At 72.7% G+C, this 19103-nt stretch carries 15 protein-coding genes; 6 read left to right on the top strand and 9 right to left on the bottom strand.

Annotation, left to right across the window (positions count from 1 at the left end; translation table 11 throughout):
• Positions 1–2: 2 nt before the first annotated feature.
• The 3 genes from OG897_RS04670 to OG897_RS04660 all read right to left on the bottom strand — a co-directional run bounded on the left by OG897_RS04670 (position 3) and on the right by OG897_RS04660 (position 3190).
• Entirely contained in the window at positions 3–1007 is a 1005-nt protein-coding gene (locus tag OG897_RS04670) for a nucleoside triphosphate pyrophosphohydrolase (RefSeq protein WP_266653078.1), read from the bottom strand.
• A 170-nt stretch (positions 1008–1177) separates the two neighbouring features.
• Positions 1178–1855 carry a SurA N-terminal domain-containing protein gene (locus OG897_RS04665; protein ID WP_266653076.1) on the bottom strand — a complete coding sequence of 226 codons (678 nt, stop codon included), beginning with the start codon at positions 1853–1855 and terminating at the stop codon, positions 1178–1180.
• 249 nt (positions 1856–2104) lie between these two features.
• The gene (locus tag OG897_RS04660) at positions 2105–3190 is read right to left on the bottom strand and encodes a glycosyltransferase family 2 protein (protein ID WP_266653075.1); all 1086 of its coding nucleotides are present in this window, start codon (positions 3188–3190) and stop codon (positions 2105–2107) included.
• 123 nt (positions 3191–3313) lie between these two features.
• Between OG897_RS04660 and OG897_RS04655 the strand changes: the two genes are divergently transcribed.
• Complete coding sequence (locus OG897_RS04655; protein WP_266653073.1) at positions 3314–5974, top strand: YfhO family protein; 2661 nt, start codon at positions 3314–3316, stop codon at positions 5972–5974.
• Positions 5975–6195: 221 nt separating this feature from the next.
• Here the strand turns inward: OG897_RS04655 and OG897_RS04650 are convergent, their stop codons facing one another.
• From OG897_RS04650 to OG897_RS04630, 5 genes are all read right to left on the bottom strand, one after another.
• Complete coding sequence (locus OG897_RS04650; protein WP_266653071.1) at positions 6196–6675, bottom strand: GtrA family protein; 480 nt, start codon at positions 6673–6675, stop codon at positions 6196–6198.
• Complete coding sequence (locus OG897_RS04645; protein ID WP_266653069.1) at positions 6672–7601, bottom strand: class I SAM-dependent methyltransferase; 930 nt, start codon at positions 7599–7601, stop codon at positions 6672–6674. The genes OG897_RS04650 and OG897_RS04645 overlap by 4 nt, the downstream gene beginning before the upstream one ends.
• A gap of 196 nt (positions 7602–7797) precedes the next feature.
• Positions 7798–9333: a serine/threonine-protein kinase gene (locus OG897_RS04640; RefSeq protein ID WP_266653067.1), complete on the bottom strand. Its 1536-nt coding sequence runs from the start codon at positions 9331–9333 to the stop codon at positions 7798–7800.
• Complete coding sequence (locus OG897_RS04635) at positions 9330–10007, bottom strand: hypothetical protein (RefSeq protein ID WP_266653065.1); 678 nt, start codon at positions 10005–10007, stop codon at positions 9330–9332. Before OG897_RS04635 ends, OG897_RS04640 begins: the two co-directional genes overlap by 4 nt.
• 218 nt (positions 10008–10225) lie before the next feature.
• Positions 10226–12361, bottom strand: a complete 2136-nt coding sequence (locus OG897_RS04630) for an N-6 DNA methylase (protein WP_266653063.1) — start codon at positions 12359–12361, stop codon at positions 10226–10228.
• A gap of 181 nt (positions 12362–12542) precedes the next feature.
• Between OG897_RS04630 and OG897_RS04625 the strand changes: the two genes are divergently transcribed.
• The gene (locus tag OG897_RS04625) at positions 12543–13397 is read left to right on the top strand and encodes a DUF4190 domain-containing protein (RefSeq protein ID WP_266653061.1); all 855 of its coding nucleotides are present in this window, start codon (positions 12543–12545) and stop codon (positions 13395–13397) included.
• Positions 13398–13601: 204 nt separating this feature from the next.
• Here OG897_RS04625 and OG897_RS04620 read toward each other — a convergent pair whose 3' ends face one another.
• Positions 13602–14333: an HNH endonuclease family protein gene (locus OG897_RS04620; protein WP_266653060.1), complete on the bottom strand. Its 732-nt coding sequence runs from the start codon at positions 14331–14333 to the stop codon at positions 13602–13604.
• A 232-nt stretch (positions 14334–14565) separates the two neighbouring features.
• Between OG897_RS04620 and OG897_RS04615 the strand changes: the two genes are divergently transcribed.
• The 4 genes from OG897_RS04615 (at position 14566) to OG897_RS04600 (ending at position 19084) form a co-directional block, all read left to right on the top strand.
• Positions 14566–14748 carry an antitoxin gene (locus OG897_RS04615; RefSeq protein WP_266653059.1) on the top strand — a complete coding sequence of 61 codons (183 nt, stop codon included), beginning with the start codon at positions 14566–14568 and terminating at the stop codon, positions 14746–14748.
• A gap of 290 nt (positions 14749–15038) precedes the next feature.
• On the top strand, positions 15039–16073 hold the full coding sequence (locus OG897_RS04610; RefSeq protein ID WP_266653058.1) for a glycosyltransferase family 2 protein: 1035 nt from the start codon (positions 15039–15041) through the stop codon (positions 16071–16073).
• Positions 16070–16468, top strand: coding sequence for a GtrA family protein (locus OG897_RS04605; RefSeq protein ID WP_266653057.1), 399 nt, complete (start codon positions 16070–16072; stop codon positions 16466–16468). The genes OG897_RS04610 and OG897_RS04605 overlap by 4 nt, the downstream gene beginning before the upstream one ends.
• Positions 16469–19084, top strand: a complete 2616-nt coding sequence (locus OG897_RS04600) for a YfhO family protein (RefSeq protein ID WP_266653056.1) — start codon at positions 16469–16471, stop codon at positions 19082–19084.
• The last annotated feature ends 19 nt before the right edge of the window (positions 19085–19103 follow it).

Below are 19103 nucleotides of genomic sequence, written 5' to 3'. Positions count from 1 at the left end.
CTTCACGCTTCGCTGAACCCGCCCGCCTCTTCGACGGCGACGATCGCGTCGCGGTACGCACGGGCAGCCGCCCGCAGCGCGGTTTCGGGGTCCGTCCCTTCGGCCTCCGCGCGTGCGGCCAGCGTGAGGAGTTGGTGGCCGAGGCCGCCGTCGTCCGGCGGGAGGGGGACGTCGAGGCCCCCGGAACGCACCCGGGAGGCGAGTTTGGCGGCGAGGGCGAGGGCGGGCTGGGCAAGGGGGATGCCCTCCGTCACCGAGGAGCGCTGCTTCTCGACGGCCTTGGTGCGCAGCCAGGTGGCCTTCACGTCGGCCGGGGTCTCGGCGGTCTCGTCGCCGAAGACGTGCGGGTGGCGGTGGATGAGCTTGTCGATGAGGGTGGCGGCGACGTCGTCGATGGAGAAGGGTTCGTCGTCGTCCTCTCCGGTGGCGTCCTCGGCGATGCGCGCGTGGAAGACGACTTGGAGGAGTACGTCGCCGAGTTCCTCGCGGAGTTCCGTGCGGTCGCCCGCCTCGATCGCCTCGACGAGTTCGTACGCCTCCTCGATGCCGTACTTGGCGAGGCCCTCGTGGGTCTGCTGCGAGGACCACGGGCAGGCGCGGCGGATGCGGTCCATGACCTGGACCAGGTCGAGGAGGCGGGCGCCGGGGAGGTCGTAGGAGCCGGGGAGGAGTTCGAGGTCGGGCATCTGGACGCGGTTCGAGCCCGCGAGCCGGGCGAGCCCGTCGGTGAGGCGGGCGTCGCCCTCGCCGGAGGTGAGGACGACGGCGGTGCGGCCGCCGTCGGCGCAGTACGCGACCAGTTCGTCGGCGGACGGGACGAACTGTTCGACGACGACCCCCGCCTCGCGCAGGTACGGCAGCTGCGGGTGGTCGGCGTCGGCGCACAGCACCCGGTCCGCCGCGCGCAGCGTCTGCCACGCGGGCCAGGACAGCAGGCCGGGGGCGACCCGGTGGCTTGCGGTGAGCAGGACGATGCGGCCGGGGGCGAGGGGGGCTTCTGTGGTCACCGTTCGACGGTACCCGGCGGCAGCAGAAGCCCCCGCAGCGGTTAGGGGACCGCACCCGGCAGAGAGCAGAAGCCCCCGACCCGGTCACGGAACCGCACCCGGCAGAGAGCAGAAGCCCCCGAGCCGGTTACGGAACCGCACCCGGCAGGGAGCGGAAGCCCCCGAGCCGGTTACGGAACCTGCTGGGCTCCGGCCTGCTCGGCCTGCTTCGCTTCCTCGTTCTTCGTCTTCTGGGTGATCCACGGCGTCTTCTGCGCGATCAGCGCGATCTGCTGGTCGTCCCACTTGCCGAAGCGCGGGTTGACGCTGATCTTGAGGGCCTTGGACGCCCTGCCCAGGACCGCGCCGACCTTCTGCATGCCCTCGGGGGTCGCCAGGTTCGCCTGGTTCAGGGCGGCGAGCTTGGTCAGCTGGATGTCGCGGCGGATCGCGTCCTCGATCTGGCCGGGGGCGTGGCCCTGGCCGAGGCGGTCCGACTCCAGACGGGCCTCGCCGCCCTTCTGCTCGGCCTCGGCGGCCCGTGCCTGCTGGATCTCCTTGCGGCTGACGGTGATGCCCGCGTCGTCCGCCGCCCGCGCGACCACCCGCTGGAAGAGCATGATCTGGAGTTCGGCGCGGGTGAGGTGTCCGGTGCCGCTGATGACCTGTTCGCCCTGGGGGGTCTTCGCCTGTGCGGCCCGTACGGCGTTGGCCTGGCCCTGGAGGGCGGAGACCTCGATGCGCTCGCCGCCGACGAGGGCCGCGGCCCCCGGGTGGGACTGGTTTCCGCAGGCGGTGAGGAGAGGGCCTGCGGCGAGCAGTCCTGCGGCGGCGATGAGCGTGGAGCGAGTGCGCGTACGGCGGTGCAAAGGGTGCCTCCCGGGGGCGGTGATCGTGCGGCGTTGCACAACAGCCTTGCGGTTGTTGATGTTAGGGCCTGTTCGGCGGATCAGGCTGTAGGGGAATGGCTTGGGCTTCTCGCTACTGCTGAGCGGGGCCTGGTGCGTGCAGCTGCAAGGCGGAGGAGGGAGACATGGCGGAGCCATGGCGACTGACGACAACGCCGCAGATGTGCGTGCCAGGGCACGCGAACGCGGCAGGATCCGCCGGACAGGCCCTCAGGCAGCCGGAGTGGTCCGGGCCACTGGTTCGACCAACGAGTCGTGGGCGAGGGGGGATGCGGCGGCGGCCGGGACGCCGGGGCGGGGGTCCGGAGCGGTGTTCGATTCGCCGACGAGGAAGTGCGGGCGGCGCTTCGCTTCGTAATAGATGCGGCCGACGTATTCGCCGATGACGCCGATCAGGACCATCTGCACTCCGGAGAGCGCGGTGACCGCGACGAGGAGGGTGACGTATCCGGGAGTTTCCACTCCGTTGACGAGTGCGTCACCGACGATCCACGCGGTGTACGCCATGGCGACGGCGAGGAGGAGGAGTCCGAGGTAGAGGGCGGCGCGGAGGGGTTTGTTGTTGAAGGAAATGACGCCGTCGAGGCCGTAGTTGAGGAGTTTTCCGAAAGTCCAGCTCGAACTGCCCTGTTCGCGGGTCGTGTTCTCGTAGGAGAAGGTTTCGGTGGGGTAGCCGATCCAGGCGAAGATGCCTTTCGAGAAGCGGTTGTACTCGGTGAGGCTGAGCACCGCGTCGACGGCCCGGCGGGACAGCAGCCGGAAGTCGCCGACGCCGTCGACGAGTTCGACGTCGACGAGGCGGTTCACGAGGCGGTAGTAGGCGCGTGCGGTCAGGGTGCGGGTGACGCGGTCGCCGGTGCGGGTGCGGCGGGCGATGACCTGGTCGTTCCCCTGGGCGTACAGGGTGATCATGCGGGCGATGAGCTCGGGCGGGTGCTGGAGGTCGGCGTCCATGATGACGACGGCGTCGCCGGTGGCGTGCCGCAGTCCGGCGAGCATGGCGGACTCCTTGCCGAAGTTGCGGCTGAAGGAGACGTACCGGACGCGGGGGTCGTCGGCGGCGAGAGCCCGCAGGTGCGTGAGCGTGGAATCGCTGCTGCCGTCGTCGACGTACACGAATTCGAATGACAGCTCGGACTGCGAAGTCTTCGAGGAGTTCTCGAATTCCTCGAACGTCGACAGCCTCTCGATGGGAAGGGTGGGCGCGAACGAGGCGATTTCCCGGGACACGTGCGCGTGGAATCGGCGCACGACCTCCGCCTCGTTGAAACAGGGCACGACGAGGGAGATGAGCATGTGCCATGGGAGCGCGGGGAGATGACGTTCTCTGAGGAGTCGGATGACGGGGAAAGGGCGGTTCGGTTAACGGCATCGCGGGGTGGTGGTGAAAGGACCCGGAGCGTGTTTACGGTCGGTTCCATGCTGAATCGGCCCTGGCCCGCGCGTCCTCGTTTCCGTCCCGTCCCGGCGTCCGCGCTGCTCGCCGCGGCCGTCGCCGCGTTCGCGCACTGCCTGGGATCGGCGCTGGCGGGCAGCCAGCCGTTCGGGGCGATGAACCGGAACGTGAACGACCTGGGAACGCAGTTCGTCCCCTTCCACGCACATCTGTGGGACGTGCTGCACGGGCGCGCGGACGGCGGCTGGCTGATCAACTGGCAGTCGGGGTACGGCTCCAGCTTCCTGCCGGACGTGGGGACGTACCTGTCGAGCCCGTTCTCCTTCCTCGTCGCGCTCTTCCCGCGCGAGGAGATCGACCTCGCGGTGTACGTGACGTCCGTGCTGCGGATCGCGACGGCGGCGGCGGTGATGGCGTGGCTGCTGTTGCGGCTGCGGCCGGCGGGCCGGTGGTGGCTGGCGGGGACGCTGGGGGCGGCGTACGCGCTGTGCGGGTGGTCGGTGATCGAGGCGTCGTACAACCCGATGTGGCTGGACGGGCTGATCGCGTTCCCGCTGCTGTGCGGGGTGGGCGAGGCGATACGGGCGGGGCGGCGGCCGGTGGCGTGGTTCTTCGGCGGCACGGTGCTGGTCGCGGTGGTGTGGGTGGCGAACTTCTACACGGCGTACATGGCGACGCTGGGGGCCGGACTGGTGCTGGTGGCCCGGCTGTTGATGGACAAGGGCGACGGGCGGGCCCGGCTGCGGGTGGCGGGTAAGGCGTGCGCGGTGGTGGCGCTGGGGATCGGCCTGTCGGCACCGGTGCTGCTGACGGTGTTCGCGGGGACGAAGCTCGCGTATCCGGGGATGGGCCTGACGTTCCAGTCGGCGGGGTGGGCGGATGTGGTGGGGCGGTTGCTTCCGGCGACGTACTCCTTCAGGTCCCCCGCGATGTACGTGAGTTCGGCGGTGCTGGTGCTGGCCTGCGCGCTGCCCTTCCACCGGGGGCTGGCGGTGCGGGTCCGGGTGGGGTGGACGGTGCTGGCGGTGGCGGTGCTGGTGTCGATGCAGTGGGGGCCGACGCACCTGGCGTGGCACGCGTTCGCGGAGCCGAACGGGAGCCCGTACCGGCAGACGTTCGTCCTGTCCGGGGTGCTGGTGATGGCCGCGTGGGTGGCGGTCGGGAAGGGGGCTCTGGGGCGGCAGGCGCTGGTGGGGGGCGTGGGGTCCGTGCTTGTGGTGGGGGTGGTCGGGCTGGGGAGTGCGTTCACCGGGCGGTGGGCGTGGGTGGGGCTGGGGGCCGGTCTGGTGGGGGTGGTGGGTGCGCTGGTGCTGTTGGGGCGGGCGGGGAGCGGAAGGGGACGAAGGACGTACGTGGTGGCTGCCGCGGTCCTGCTCATCGGCTGCACGGTGGGGCAGTCGGCGCTGACGACGGCGTGGGCGGCGAAGCGGAGGGTGGCGGCGCAGGACGACCACGCGCCGTACGGGCCCCGGCAGGTGGCGCAGAGCGCGACGATCGCGGGGGTCGACGGCTGGCCCTCGTACCGTACGGAACCGGGCCGGATGCAGACCGTGCACAACGACGCGATGGTGGTGGGCGGGCAGGGGGCCTCGTACTACAGCAGCCTCACCTCGGCCGCCCTGACCAGGACCCTGTCCGCGCTGGGCGACGGCTGGAGCGGCAGCGGGCGCGCCCCGCACAGCCTCGACAACCCGGTGACGGACGCGGTGTGGGGGGTGGGGGCGCGGCTGCGGTCGACGTACCGGAAGGGCGCGGACACCGCCTTCCAGGTGGTGCGGAGGGAGGCGGCGCCGCTGGTGACGGTGCGGGGCTCCCTGCCGGAGGGGGTGGGGTACGGGCGGTCGGCCTTCTCCAACCAGGAGTTGCTGGTGGGGGCGGAGGTCTACGAGCGGCTGCCCGAGGTGCGGGAACAGCCTCCCGCCGGGGCCGGGGTCAGGGTGGTGGGCCCGGGAGCGCGGGGGCCTGTCGTGGGGGCCGGGGTCCGGGCGACGTCCGGAACGTGCACGCCCGGGGCTCCCGTGTACGTCTGGGCTCCCGGGCTGAACGGGACGGCCCGCCTCTCCCTCGCCGACTCCGCCTCTGCTTCCGCCTCCGCCTCCGCCGGACCGGACGTCGGCTTCGAGTCGAAGCGGGGGCGGGTGCGGGCGGCGATGCAGCAGGTGGGGGTGGCCCCCGCGAACGGCAGGGTACGGGTGGAACTGAGGGGGCGGGGGGCGCGGGGGGCCGAGGTGGCGTGCTTGCGCGAGGACCGGCTGACGGCGGCGGTGGAGGCCCTGCGGGGTGCGGGAGCTGGGGCTGCGGAGTTCGGGGACGGGTCGATACGGGTGGATGTGAGCGGCGTCGGGGCGGGCGGGGTGGGTGCGGCCGGGGTGGGTGCGGCCGGGCGGGTCGCGGTGGTGGCCGTGCCGAGGATCGCCGGGTGGGGGTGCGCGGTGGACGGGGGCGAACGTACGCCCGCCGACGCCTACTTGGGGATGCTGGCCGTGCCCCTGGCGCCCGGTGCGCGGGAGGTGAACTGCACGTTCCGGCCGCCGGGGCTGCGGGCGGGGCTGGTGGTGGGGGCGGGTGCGGGGGGCGTGCTCGTGGGGGTGGGGGTGGCTGTGTGGGTGCGGCGGCGGGGTGCGGATGCGTCGCTTTCGGAGGGGGCGGGGGCGGTTTCGGCCTCTGCCCGTGCGTTTGCCTAGGAGGTGAGGTGGGGCGGTGGCGGGGCTGGGCGGGGGTGCTCCGGGGTGGGCCCGGAGCGGAGGGGGCCGCCCCCTTGCCCGCCCGTTCCGCCCCCGGGGGGCGGCCCCGCCGCCCAAGGGGGCTGGGCGAGGTGGCGCCGCCCAAGGGGGCTGGGCGGAGGCTCCGCCGTCCAAGGGGGCGAGGGGGGTGGCGGGGTCGGGGAGCTAGGGGCGGGGAACGGTTAGGTTCCGGGGATGCGGTTCGGGGTCGCCCGTACCGGCTCGGGCTCGGGTGCGTCCTTCGCTCCCGGAGCGTCCTTCGCTCCCGGGCCGTCCTTCGCTCCCGGGCCGTCCCCCGCCAGGAGGATTCTCCGCGAGAGCAGGTAGGTCACCGGGATCGCGGCCACCGCCGCCGCCAGGGGGGCGATGCGCTCGTCCACTCCCCACCACTCCACCAGGACGAAGACCCCCACCGAGGTCACCGTGAAGTTCGTGAGGTTCGTCAGGGGGAAGAGCAGGAACTTCCGCCAGGTGGGGCGGGTGCGGTAGGTGAAGTAGGTGTTCAGGAAGAAGGACCCCACCATGCTCAGCAGGAACGCCAGCACGTAGGCGGGGTAGTACGGCAGCCAGCCGTGCAGGGCGAGGTAACAGCCGTAGAAGGTCGCGGTGTTGACCCCGCCCACCAGGGCGAAGCGGAGGACCTGGAGGAGCTGGGGGCTCACCGCGAGACGGCGGGGCGGGCCCGCAGGAAGGCCGAGGTGGCGACCCTGCCGAGGAGTTCGAGGCGGGAGCCGCCGCTCGCCAGGTGCTCGTCCAGGGCTTCGCCGACGCCCGGCCAGGCGGTGTCGCCGTAGTCGTCGAGGACGACGACGCCGCCGTCGGCGACGATCTCCTCGACCCACTGGAGGTCCGCGAGGACGCCCTCGCGGGAGTGGTCGCCGTCGACGACCACGACGCCGTAGCGCCGGTCGGAGACGGCCTTCCGTACGTCCGCGTCCTGCGAGAACCCCTTCTGGATGCGGTAGTTGCTGTTGGCGGGGGCGGAGGCGAGGGCCAGGTTCGCCCGGACGACGTCCTCGCGGACCGGGGTGCCCGTCGGGTCGGCGGCCTCGCGGGCGGCGTCCGGCTGGAGCTGGGAGCCGATCAGCGGGTCGACGATGGTGAGGCGGGCCTCGATGCCCTCGCGGTGCAGCATGCGGGTGAGGGACGTCGCGAACAGGCCGTACAGGGTGCCGATTTCGAGTACGTCGGGGCTGGCGGGCGGGGCCAGCAGGGGGATGGTGGCGAGCTTCCCGCAGACGTTGGAGGTGCCGCCCGCCATGCGGCCGACGCCGAGGGCCTCCAGGGCGACGACGGTACGGAACGCGGAGGTGACGGCCCGTCGAGCGTGGCTGCTGCCGCTGACCTCGGCGACCTGGGCGACGAGCGTGCTGATCTGCCCCTCGGAGGGCATCCGGTGGGCGCCGCGACCGGTGCGGTCGAGGAGCATGCCGACGGCGGTGCTCTGCTTCTTGAGGGCGTCCAACTCCGTGCGGAGGGCGCCGATTTCGGTACGGGTGGCGCGGGTCTGGCTGCGGACGCGCTGGTCGACGAGGGCCGCGAGGGGGCGGAGGGCGCGGCGGGCGAGGGGGTGGGTCAGCAGGGGCATGGCGGGGACGGTAGGGGGTGCGGACGTGTGGGGCGTGGCGGTGGGGAGTCGGCGGGGCGAAGAGGAGGTGACGGGGACGTCACGTGTACGGGGTCCCGGGCCGAGGGGGGCGTCACGTGTACGGGGTCCCGGGCCGAGGGGGGCGTCACGTGTACGGGGTCCCGGGCCGAGGGGGGACGGCAGGGTGGGGAGTGCGTCAGCGCGGGGGGCCGAGCTGGTGGTGGCGGTCCAGGGAACGGCGGGCCTCCGTCACCAGGGGGTGGTACGGACCGTAGGCGCGTTCGGCGTCGTAGAGGAGGGACTGGAGCTGGCGGACCGCCTCCCCGTGACCCCCCGTCGCGAGCAGCAACTGGGCGACCCGGTGGCGCAGTTCGAAGGCCCGGGACGGATCGCCGCCCGAGACGTACCCGTTCTCGTGGTACGGGAGCAGGGCCCGGTATTCGGCCAGCGCGGCGGCGGGCTCGCCCAACTGCTCCAGGCACTGCGCCGCGTCGTAACGGAACTGGAGGGCCTGCGGGTCCGCCGGGCCCGACTCCGCCGCCCGTTCCTCCGCGAGGCGGCGCAGCTCCGGCAGGGCGCGCCGGTACTGGCCGTCGTCCAGGAGCGTCGCCGCGTACTGCTTGCGCAGGATGCGCACGACCGGTGAGCGTTCGCCGTGCTCGACGGCCGCCGCCGGGAGGATGATGCCGAGGAGGTCGACGGCCTGGGTGATGCGGCCCTCGCCGAGGAGCTGCTTGACCTCGTCGACGGCCGCCGCCACGTCCGGCCTGGACGGGGGCGAGGAAGGGGGCGGCGGCACGGGTGCCGAAGGCGCGGTGGCCGCCCGGTCCGGCCATGGCGCGTGCGGGCGCAGGAACGGGCGGGTGGGGTCGAGCGGCCCGGCGGGCAGCCCCCGCGCGGGCAGGAGCGGGACCAGCCGCTCGTACACCTCCTGCACGGATCCTGGCCGGTGCTGCGGTTCCTTGGCCAGCAGGTGCAGGACGAGGGCTTCGAGCGGTTCGGGGATCTCGGGCCGCGTCCGGCGCACCGGCAGCGGCGGTTCGTACAGGTGCCGGTGCAGGATGCCCAGCGCGGTCGTCCCGGCGAAGGGGACGTCCCCTGTCAGCAGCTCGTGCAGCAGCACCCCCAGCGCGTACAGGTCCGTGTACGGGCCGACCGCACCGCCCATCGCCTGCTCGGGGGCCATGTACGCGGGCGTGCCGATGGGGGTGCCGGTGTGGGTGAGGCGCGTGGTGTCCGTGTCGAGTACGGAGGCGACGCCGAGGTCGAGAACGGTGAGGGTCCCGTCGGGCTTGACCATGACGTTGCGCGGCTTGAGGTCGCGGTGCACGATCGGCACCGCGTGCACGGCGGCGAGCACCGCGCACAGCTGGGCGGCGATCGAGACGGTCCACTGCCAGGGGTACGGGTCGTCGTGCTCGGCGAAGTGGTCGGCGAGGTCGGCGCCCTCGACGTACTGCATGACGAGGTAGAGGTCGTCGGTGTCGCTGCCCGCGTCGTGCACGGTGACCAGGCCGGGGTGGTCGACCTGGGCGGTGACCCGGCACTCGCGGACGAAGCGGCGGCGCAGGTCCTCGGCCTCGGTGGCGGCGTGCAGCCGGTCGGGGCGCATCAGCTTGACGGCGACACGGCGGTCGAGGCGCTGGTCGTACGCCGTCCAGACCTGGCCCATGCCGCCCTGGCCGATGAGGGTGGAGAGCTCGTAACGGCCCGCGATGACCCGGCCGTTCACCGGCGCTGCCCGCCGTCACCACGGCCGTCGCCGCGACCGTCGCCGCGGCCGTCCTTCGGCTCCTTGCGGAGCAGCTCGCTCAACTCGTCCAGCTCGGCGCGCACTTGATTGATCCGGGGCTGCGGCTGCACGGGAGGCTGGTACGACTGCGGCGGCTGCTGAGGCTGATAGGGCTGTGGGGGTTGTTGCTGCTGCACCGGCGGATACCCGTACGACGGCGCAGACGTCACCGTCCGCTGCTGATGCGGATATCCGTACGGAACGGTCGGCCCGCCCGCCCCGTACGGCAGCGCCGGGCCCTGCGCCTGCCGTACGTGCTGGACGTGCTGGATGTCCGCGATCAGGAAGTGCGTCGCCGCCCCGATCGACATGGCGAACAGGACCGCCAGGCACACGTAGTCGACGGCGTTGGCGTCGGTCGGCACGTCCGGGTTCTTCGACGGCGGCGCGCCGAACGCCGCCATGACGATCACCGTGGTGACCACGACGACGAGCAATGCCGCGAAGATCAGCCAGTCCGAGGTCCGTTTGCGCAGGACGGCGATGCGCAGGGCCGCCGTCCAGGACAGCAGCCCGCAGGTGCACAGCGCGAGCACCGTGAACACCACCCGGAGCACGATCAGCCCGGCGGGCGTGGGCTGGCTGCGCGGCGGCGTGAGGCCGGGGCCGTGCATGGCTGCTCCTGGGGTGACGGCAGCACGTGGCGGAACGTGCCGGGGGACGTACGACGAGCGTATACAGCGACTCCGACAAGGGCCCCAGGGTTGTACGGATCGGACCACTATTCCGGCGGCTTCCCCGGCCGCCGCACGTCCACCCGCTTCCCCGGCCGCCGCACGTCCACCCGCTTCCCCGGCTGCCGCACGTCCACGGACCTCCGCCTGGCCCCCGCCTACTCCGGCGGCACCGTCCCGTCCGCCAGCCCGTCGTACAGCCCCTGCACCAGCCGCTCCCCCAGCCGCCCCGCCTCCCGCAGCGCGTCCTCGAACGCGGCCAGCGCGCGGAAGCGTTCGCCGTAGCGCCGCTGGTCGGCGAGCGGCAGCCGGGGCAGCTGGAGGCGGCGCACGTCGAGCCGGGCGGCGGTGGAGGCGTAGCTGCTGGCCTGCCGGTTGTTGGCGGTGCCGCGCAGGAATCCGGCGAGGAACCACGGGTCGACGGTCGCCGGGTCGGGCCGCAGCAGGTGCAGGTTGCGCCCCAGGACGGCCCCCGCGCCGCGCTCGTCGACGACGCGGGCGATCGATCCGCCGCCCAGGACCGGCACGACGACGTCGCCGGGCGCGGTGCGCACGGCGTCCTCGTCGCCGCCCTCCGCAGAGGTCCCGGACGCGGCGCTTCCGGACAGTACGTCCTGCTCGGTGAGCACGGGTGCGCCGTCCGGTCCGCCGCCGCCCGTCGATCCGGTACGGAGCACCAGCGCGCCCGCACGGGCCAGTTCGCCGACGGTGGTGACGGGCCAGTGCACGGGCGGCGCGGACGCACCGGTGCCGGTGTGCGGGTTGAGCTCCACCGTCAGCCGCAGCGTGTCCGCCAGCCTTTCCCGTACGGACGCCAGCTCGGCCGCACCGCCGCCGGCGGCCGGGGGCGGCAGGTGCCGGGCGGGGGCCAGGTCGACGTCGTCGTCGAGGAGCTCGATGACGGGCACGGCACGGCTGACGCCGGGGCGTTCCTCGACCGTGCCGTCGCGGTCGAAGGTCTGCCAGGTGGTGAGGACGGCGGTGTGCAGGGCCGCCCAGTCGAGCTTGTCGCGCCCGGCCTCGGACAGGTCGGCGGTGTCCACGACGAGGAGTTCCGGCGCGGTCCGCGCACCGGCACCGGCACCGGCACCGGCACCAGCACCGGCGCCACCGCCCGGCCCCGCGTCCGGCTTGCGCAGTACCCACAGGTGCAGCGGCACCCCGTACGGCGGGGCCGCCCCCGCGGGCAGCGCGACGACGGCGCGCAGGGCGCCCCGGCGCAGCAGGTCGGCCCGGATGCGGCGTCCCGAACGGCGGGAGGCGGCGGCCGGGGGCATCAGCAGGACGGCGGTGCCGCCGGGCCGCAGGCGGGCCAGGGCGTGCTGCACCCACGCCAGCTCGGACTCCGTACGGGCCGGGAAGCCGTACTCCCAGCGGGGGTCGTAGGCCAGCTCGTCGTGCCCCCAATTGCGCTCGTTGAACGGCGGGTGGCTGACCACCGCGTCCACGCTGACCTGGGGGTAAGCGTCGGCGCGCAGGGAGTCGGCGGCGACGGCCCGCACCTCGGTGGTGCGGGCGTCGGTGTGCAGGGCGAGGCGGAGGGCGGCGAGGGCGGTCAGGTCGGGGTCGGCGTCCTGGGCGTACACGGCGACGGGCCGGTCCGCGCCGTGGGTCGCGTCGCCGTTCCCGGCGTCCGTCACCGCGCACAGCAGCGAGGCGGTGCCGCAGGCGGGGTCGAGGACGGTGCGGGGGTGTCCGGCGAGGGCGGCCATGAGGGCGGCGGGGCCCTGCGGGGTCAGCGTGTACTGGCGCGGGTTGGCGTCGAGGTGGCGGCCGAGCAGGAAGGCGTACGCCTGCCGGGCCCCGGTCTCCCCGGCCAGTTCGGCGGCGGCCCGCAGCAGCGGTACGGAGGGTGCCAGCTCGGCGGCGTCCGGGGTGCGCACGGCGCGCAGCCAGTCGCCGCCGAGCCGCCCGTCGAGCACCTGCGCCAGGGCCGTCGGCAGGAGTTCGGCGCACGTGGCGTCGGAGCCCGCCGACGTGGCCGACCAGGCGGTCGGCCTGTCCCGTACGAGGAGGAGCACGCAGCCGGTGTGCACGAGGGCGGTGACGGCCCCCGCCGGGTGCCCGGCCACCTGCTGCCACACGCGCTCCCGCAGCGGCACTTCGGCGAGCTTGCCCTGGGTGCGGAGCCACTCCTCGACCTCGGCGAGCGCGAAGGAGGGGCTGGTCTCGGTGCCGCCGACGGGCTTGGGGAAGTCGGGGTGGCGGCGCCGCCAGTTGCTCACGGCGGCCCGGCCGACCCCGGCGAGCCGGGCGATCCCGGCGGCGGTCACCTCTGTTGCGTTGTCCGGCACCGCTTTTGCCCCTCTCGGCGTATGAGCTGTGATCCGAGCATACCGACAGGGTCCGACACATCGCGCTTCACAGCGTGAACAGAATGATTCTCGTGAATCGTGTTGACTCGGTTCACAGCTTCTGTTGTCATTGACCCATCGCACCCCGTCCCCATCGAGGGCCTCTGCCGGAGGGCATCCCATGTCTCAGTACTCGAACCAGCCGACGTACCCCCAGGGCCCGCAGGAGCCGTACCCGCCGCAGCAGCACGGCGGGCACGGGGGCCACGGCGCTCCCCGCGCCGCCCGCAACGGCCTGGGCACCACGGCCCTGATCCTCGGTCTCATCGGTGCGCTGTCCGGGCTGATCCCGCTGCTGTTCTGGCTGGCCGGAATCCTCGGCCTGATCGCCCTGGTCCTGGGCCTGACGGGCAGCGGCCGGGTCAAGCGCGGCGAGGCCACCAACAAGGGCGTGACGCTGACCGGCGCGGCCCTGGGTCTGGTCTCGCTGATCCTGTCGGTGGTCGGCGCGGTGACGCTCTTCAAGGTGGTCGACGACGGGATCAAGGAGCTCGACAAGGCCGTGTCCGGGCAGGACGCGGTGAAGAAGGGAACGGAGAAGGAAGCGGCGAGCGGCGAGGACAAGAGCAAGAGCAAGGCCAAGGACAAGGCCCTTGCGGCGGGTGAGTCGGCGCAGTACGACGACAAGCTGACGATCACGGTGTCCGCGCCGGTGAAGTACACGCCCAGCGAGTACGCGTCCGGTCACACCAAGGGAAACAAGGCCCGCCTGGTCACGGTGGTCATCCACAACGCCGGGACGAAGAAGTTCGACGCCTCGGGCGTGCTGGCGACGGCCCGCGCGGGCAAGGACGGCACGAACGCCGAGCAGATCTTCGACGAGAACGCGGGCACGATGTTCCAGGGGAGCATCCTGCCCGGCAAGAAGGCCACGGTGAAGTACGCCTTCGACGTTCCGGCCGACGCGAAGAACCTGACCGTGGAGGTCGCGCCGGACTTCGACCACAACGCGTCGCAGTGGGAGCTCAAGGTCTGATCCCTGCCGGTGGGGGGCGGGCTGGGGTTACTGCCGGGGGCTCCGCCCCCGGACCCCGGCCCGCCTTCGGCGGATTGCACCCCTGCCCCGCCCCTTCACCTCAAGCGCCCGCCGCGCGGCGGGTGGGTGGGTTTGTACGTGCGGGTACGTCGTGGCTGGTCGCGCCCGCGCGGCGGAGCCGCACCGTGATACAGCCCCGCGCCCCTAGCGGGGCGCTTCGGTGGGGGTGCCGCCCGTGGGGAGGGGTTGTTCGGGGCAGGTGGTCAGGACGGACTTCATCGCGTCGCGTTCGCCCGACGTCACCCACAGGCCGTACTTCTTCTTCACCGCGACTTGTGAGGCGACGTACGCGCACCGGTACGCCTTGTTCTGCGGCAGCCAGGTGGCGGTGTCGCCGTCGCCCTTCTTGCGGTTCGCGGAGGACTCGGAGGCCAGCAGGTTCAGCGGGTCGTTGGCGAACGCGAGCCGCTTGCCCCGGCTCCACTGCTGGGCGCCCTTCTGCCAGGCGTCGGACAGCGCCACGAGGTGGTCGATGTCGACCTTGCTCGCGCCCCGCTTGTAGACGACCCGGGTGCCCGTGTAGGGGTCGTCGACCAGCACCCCGGACCCGACCTTGCACTGCTTGGCCCCGTCGGTGAACTTCACGTCCTTGAGGTCCCGCTTGAGGATGTCGTCGCGGGTCCCGCACCCGTTGGCGTCCGTGTCCGCCCAGGCCCGCCCGAACGCCTTCCTCTCGTACCCCGTCTTCGGCGCACGGCCCTTGACGGGGAGCTGCTCCACGGCGGCGAGCGCCGATCCGGGCTTCCCCACGGGTCCGCCCTGCCCCGATCCCCCGGAGGATCCTCCCGACGATCCGCATCCGGCGGTGCCGAGCAGCAGCGCCGCCCCAACTCCCGCCGCCGACACGGCTTTCCACGTCCTGCTGGCCACCCTCATGGACGTACGAGCTATCACTGCGACCCCACCCCACCACTTCTTCGCATCCCACAGCACCGGCGAACGCCCCACCTTAGAAATGCCTGCCCCGAAGGAACCGGCCGACCCGCGACATACCACCGAAATGTGGCCTGCTCCACATTTCGCGCCGGAGGCTCCCCGGCGCGCGCGATCCTCGACCCCGGCGTAGCGTCGGAAATGTCCCGTTCTCTTCTGCGGAAGGAGCCCGCCCATGGGGATCTTCGACAGGTTCAAGGACCAGGCCCAGGACAAGGCGAAGGACATTTCCGACGCCGTCGAGGAAGAGGTCAACGAGAAGACCGGCGGCAAGTACTCCGACAAGGTCGACCAGGCCCAGCAGAAGGTGGAAGGCGCCCTCGGAATGGGCGACCAGAAGGACGACCCCGCACCCTGAGCCGGTGCGTGTGCCGTCCGGCATCGAACGGACCTCCTGAACCCCCGCCCGCGAAGCCGATCATCTCGACCTCGCGGGCGGTGTGTTGCCCGGCCCCGCGAACGCCCCGCGCACACGCCCCGCACACGCGTGCCCACAGGGCACTCCCGTACCCCCGGCCCCCGCACGCGCGGCACCCAGGCATATCAGGACAAAACACATAGGATGCGGTCGATTCAGCAGCCGCCGTTCGTTCCCCGCCCGGAAAGTCCGTCGGCGTTCTTTCGACGTACTCAAAGGTGGGCCTGTCCGTGCGCCTCTCGATCGTCGCGCCCTGCTTCAACGAAGAATCCGTGATCGAGTCCTTCGACGCACACGTCAGATCGGCACTCGACGCCCTCCCCGTCGATTACGAGATCTGTTACGTCGACGACGGCAGTTCGGACAACACCCTCGCCCTGTTGCGAACGCTCGCCGAAAAACACCCCGGCAGAATCCGCTACACCTCCCTGAGCCGCAATTTCGGCAAGGAGGCCGCCATACTGGCCGGTCTCGGCGAGGCCACGGGAGACGCCGTCGTCCTCATGGACGCCGACCTCCAGCACCCGCCCGGACTCATCGCGCGCATGCTCGACCTGCACAGCCTCGGCCACGACCAAGTGGTCGCCCGCCGCGACCGCAGCGGCGAGACGCGCCTGCGCAAGGCCCTCAGCAAGTCCTACTACCGCCTGGTCAACCACTGGGTGGACGTCGAACTCGCCGACGGCGTCGGAGACTTCCGCCTCCTCTCCCGCAGGGCCGTCGACGCGCTCCTGTCCCTGCCCGAACAGAACCGGTTCTCCAAGGGCCTCTTCTCCTGGATCGGCTTCGACACGGTCACCTTCGACTACGCCAACGTCGCCCGTGAGGCGGGCCAGACCAAGTGGCGCTTCGGAGCCCTGGTCAACTACGGCGTCGACGGTCTGATCTCCTTCAACAACCGCCCTCTGCGCCTCGCCCTCCACCTCGGTCTCCTCCTCACCGCCCTCGCCACGCTGTACGCGGTGTGGATCGTCGCCAGCGCCCTCGTCCTCGGCGTCGACACCCCCGGCTACGCCACGCTCCTGGCCACCGTCGTCGGCATGGGCGGCGCGCAGATGGTCATGCTCGGCCTGATCGGCGAGTACATCGGCCGCATCTACTACGAGACGAAACGCCGCCCGCACTTCTTGGTGAAAGAACACAGCTCGGTGAAAGAACACAGCTCGGTGGAAGAACACAGCCTGGTGAAGGAACACATCCGGGCAGCGGAAGGCAGCCGGGCGACAGAGCGCGACAGGGAACTGGGCGGAGCCGGTCTGCGGTGAATTCCCGCCTCTCCGAAGCACTGCGATTCGGCATCACGGGCGTCGTCAACACGGGCACCTTCTACGCCTTCTACCTCCTCCTGCACTCCTGGCTGCCGTACTACCCCGCCTACGCCGTCGCCTTCGCCCTCAGCATGACCGGCTCCTTCTTCCTCAACACCTATTTCACCTACCGCACCAAACCCACCTGGCGGAAGTTCCTGCTCTTCCCGCTGACCAACCTGACCAATTTCCTCGTCACGTCGGCCGGGCTGTACGCCCTCGTCGAATGGGCCCACGTGAACGAACGCGTCGCGCCCCTGCTCGCCGCCGTCGCCGCCGTCCCCGCGACCTTCCTCCTCTCCCGGTGGGTGCTCACCCGGGATTCCGCCCCCGCGGCCGTCACTGGAGTCTGAGTGCGTTCCCCTCTTCCCCCCGGTCCCCGCACCGAGTCACGGGCCGCCGCCCTCTCCGCCGGGCTGGCCATGGCCGCGTACTGCCTGGCCCAAGCCCTGCACGGCACGTACCCCTTCGGTGCGCGGTCGCGGGCGGTCAACGACCTGGGCAACCAGTTCGTCCCCTTCCACGCCCACTTCCGGGACCTGCTGTACGGCGACGCCCCCGGCGACCTGCTCTTCAACTGGAACAGCGGCTACGGCGTCCCCTTCCTCCCCGACTTCCTCACCTACCTCACCAACCCCTTCTCCCTCCTGGTCGCGCTCTTCCCCCGCGACCACGTCGAGTTCCCCGTCTTCCTGGTCACCCTGCTCTCCCTCGGCGCGGCCGGCGCGGCGATGACGTACTACCTGGGCAGACTCCGCCCCGGCTCCCCCACCCTGCGCGCGCTCCTGTCCGTCGGCTACGGCCTGTGCGCCTGGGTGCTGCACGACGGCTTCGCGGACCCCATGTGGATGTGGGGCCCGGTCGCACTGCCCCTGGTGGGTATCGCCGCCGACTGGTGCCTGCACGGCCGCCGCCCCTTCCTGGCCGTCCTGTTCGTCGCGCTCGCCTGGACCGGCAACTTCTACACCGCCGCGATGGCGATCCTGTGCGGCGCTCTCGTCCTCCTCGTACGACTCCTCACGGACCCGCCCGCCGGGCGTCGGCCGGGACGCGTGCTGACGCGGGCCGCGCTGACCCTGGCGGCGGCGACGGCCCTCGCCGCACCCGTCCTGACGGTGAGTTACGTATCGAGCAAGGGCGCCCAGCCCACCGCGCCCCCCGTCTACCGGGGCCCGCCGGAACTCCTGGACTACCTGGCCCAGCTCCTGCCCGGCGGCCGGGCCGCGCTGCCCGCGCCGAACATCGGCATCGGCCTCTTCGGCCTGCTGCTGTTCGCGGTCTTCCCCTTCCAGCGCGCGATCCCGGTGAAGATCCGCATCGGCTGGTACGCCCTGACGCTCGCCGTCGCCGCGTCCTTCGTCTGGGAGCCCACCCTCCTCGCCTGGCACGGGCTCGCGGTGCCCAACGGCAGCCCGTACCGGGCGGCGTTCGTCCTCAGCGGCATCCTCACGGCGGTCGCCTGGCTGGCCCTCTCCCACCGCCCGGCCCCGCGCGAACTCCTCGCGGGCCTCGCCTCGGTGGGCGTCCTGCTCGTGGTGTGCGCCGGGCGCGCCGCCGTGGGCCCGGCCACCTGGCCCCTGGCCGCCGGGGCCCTCGTCGTCGCCGGGGCGCTGGCACTGCACGGCCTGACCCCGGACCGGCACACGTCACGGGTGGCGGTGACGGTGCTCGCCGCAGCCGTGTTCGGCGCGTCGACGTGCACGGTCCTGGTCGTGACGGAGCTGCGGGACGCCCTGGACTGGTACCGCCCCAAGGCCACGCTGAACGCGCGGAGCCTGGCGCTCCGCGAGGAGCTGCGCGAGGCCGACCGCTGGCCCGCGTACCGCGCCGATCCCGGCCCGCACGAGTTCGCCAACAACGACCCCCTCCTGCTCGGCGGCCAGGGCGGCTCGTACTACAGCAGCCACGTCCCCGCGCGCACGGCACGCACGCTGAAGGCGCTGGGCGGCGGCTGGTACATGCACGGCCGCCACGTGATGAGCCCCGGCGACCCGGTGGCGCGCGCGCTCATGGGCTCGCGGGCGTACGTGCCCCTGGCCGCCGCCCAGGACCTCACCGTACGAACGTCTCCCCCGGCCCCGCTGGTGACGGTGCGGCCACCGGGCGCGCCCCGGTCCGCCGGGCCCGGCTCCTCGGTCTTCGAACGCCAGGAGGCGGCGCTCGGGGCGCGGGTCTACGAGGTCCCGGAGTTCACGCGGACGGCGGGCCTGAACGTGTTCCGCACCGACACGGAATGGCTCCTCCCCCGGCAGCCCCCGTACGGCGCGTGGACCACCCTGACCGCCCGGTGCACCCCCGGCAGTACGGCCTACCTGTACGCGCCGTGGCTCGACGGGCGGGTGCTCGGCCCCGGCACGGACACCACCTGGCAAGGCCGACGCGCGACGACGAGCAACGCCCTGCGCCCGATCGGCACGGTCCCCGCCGACGGCCGCCTCGACCTGACCTTCGTCCTGCCCCGCCCGCAGGCCGTCCCCCGACGTCTCGTCGGCTGCCTGGACGCGGGGGCGCTGGGGCGGGCGGTGGAGGGGCTGCGCGAACAGGGAGCGCGGCGGATCACCGCCGGGGGCCACTCCATGACCGCCTCCCTGCCGCCCCGCAGCACGGGCACGGCGGTCTTCGCCGTCCCGGCGGTACCGGGCTGGCGCTGCGCGGCGGACGGAGCGGAGCGGAGGGCCCCGTACTCCTTCGGGGGTCTGATCGGTGTGCCGCTGGGGGAGGGCGCGTCACGGGTGTCGTGCACCTACCGGCAGGCGGGGCTGGCGGAGGGGGCGGCGGTGAGCGGGGCGGTGTTGGTGCTGCTCATGGTGCTGGGCGCGGTGAAGGGCCGAGCGGGACGCACCGGGGCGGGCCCGGAGCGAGGGGGAGGCGTCCAGGGGCGCGGGGCCGTATCGCTGTGCGGCTCCGCCGCGTGGGCGCAACCCGCCGAAGGCGGGACGGGGGTCCGGGGGCGGAGCCCCCGGCAGTGACCCCAGCCCCACCCCACCC

Origin of the sequence: Streptomyces sp. NBC_00237, assembly GCF_026342435.1 — a bacterium.
GTDB lineage: Bacteria > Actinomycetota > Actinomycetes > Streptomycetales > Streptomycetaceae > Streptomyces.
The sequence above is the reverse complement of the archived record's forward strand: the minus strand, read 5'-3'. Positions and strand labels throughout refer to the sequence as shown.